This is a genomic window from Azospirillum sp. B4 (genome assembly GCF_000333275.1).
Classification (GTDB): Bacteria; Pseudomonadota; Alphaproteobacteria; order Azospirillales; family Azospirillaceae; genus Nitrospirillum.
In genome coordinates this window covers 1-1,231 of record NZ_BACU01000513.1, presented here as the reverse complement: position 1 = coordinate 1,231, position 1,231 = coordinate 1, and the positions used below count along the sequence as shown (strand labels likewise).

3 protein-coding genes are annotated in these 1,231 nt (G+C 63.5%); 1 reads left to right on the top strand and 2 read right to left on the bottom strand.

Annotation, left to right across the window (positions count from 1 at the left end; translation table 11 throughout):
• Positions 1-73 precede the first annotated feature (73 nt).
• On the top strand, positions 74-199 hold the full coding sequence (locus I55_RS39125) for a hypothetical protein (RefSeq protein WP_286364317.1): 126 nt from the start codon (positions 74-76) through the stop codon (positions 197-199).
• A gap of 496 nt (positions 200-695) precedes the next feature.
• Here the strand turns inward: I55_RS39125 and I55_RS22305 are convergent, their stop codons facing one another.
• Complete coding sequence (locus I55_RS22305) at positions 696-905, bottom strand: hypothetical protein (protein WP_159107254.1); 210 nt, start codon at positions 903-905, stop codon at positions 696-698.
• A gap of 58 nt (positions 906-963) precedes the next feature.
• Positions 964-1,231, bottom strand: a 268-nt coding sequence (locus I55_RS37320) for a hypothetical protein (protein WP_044562796.1), incomplete at its 5' end; no start/stop codon positions are given.

Below are 1,231 nucleotides of genomic sequence, written 5' to 3'. Positions count from 1 at the left end.
GCCATGTGGGGGAAACAGAGAAAATGAATGTTTTCCGCTTTACGTGGCATCAAAATGATACTATGTTTTTCTTGTGGACGCGGGGTGGATAGGCCACCCCGCCGCCACCCAGGAGACGGAGATGAAACGTCCCACGGAGGTCCACCTGGAGATTGAGTTCTTCGGCCTGTTCAAGCTGAAGTTCAGGATCGTCTGGTGAACCTGGCGGCTCGGGCTCGCACCCCGAGCCGCCTCTCCTGAGGATAGAGGAGAACGCGCTATGTCTCAAGGCTTGGCATTCCATGATACCCATTGGCGGGTGTTCTGCCGGCGCGGCCGATGGTTGCGCTTCTACTTTTCCATGCCGCGCCTGTGGAGGAAAAGGTGACTTTCGATCTTAGGGCCTGGCGTGAAGCGAACCAGGTCTCCCAGGCCGAATTGGCAGACACCCTTGAGATAGGGATCGCCACCGTGAAACGGTGGGACTCCGGTGCAGACAGGCTGGTCGAAATGGCCTGCCGATGGTTGAGCGAACATCCGGAGGAAATCGTTCGGAAACGGATTGCAGGTCGGCCTCGGCGCCCGAGCTGAAGAATTCCAGGCCAACCTTGAGCGCTCCCCCTCAGGGCGGCTCTGGTCCCGGGTTCCAGGCTGGCATCCCTGCTCTGATGGCGACAGCGCCGCCGGCCAGGTCATGACCGCGTCTATTACAGGGTTCATGTTTCCCTTCCTTGAATATCGTCACCATCAGGCCAGTTGAGTAGGCTCTCCAGCAGGGTCGACGGGTTTGTTGCGGCCACCCACCGCACCACCCTCTCCATGTCGCGGGCCAAGCGCTCCAGGGCCGCCGCCGGCGTGGAGGGGTTACGGGCCGCCTCCCGCACCTGCCACTCCGCAGCGGCGGCCAGATCGGCAGCGAGGCGCACTAGGGCCGCTGCCGGCAGGGACGGGCTCCGGGCCGCCCGCCGCACCCTCTCTTCCGTATCAGCTGAACATATCGAAGAGGTTCTTCAGCATGTCACCAAGGTGGGAGAGCGCGCCTCCCGCTTTTTCCACCTCCGCCAGCATATCAGCGCCCGCGGCCAGGCGATCCTTCAGGCTGCGGCCGTCCGCCCCCGGACCGTCGGTGCCGGCGTCGGCCCGCGCCTCCGTCAGCTCCTGTTTTAGGCTCTCTGCCGGCCCCAGGGCCGAATCCGTCAGGGTGGGCAGGTTCTGCTGAAGCAGGGCAAGGGCGGCGGTTAGTGCATCGGGG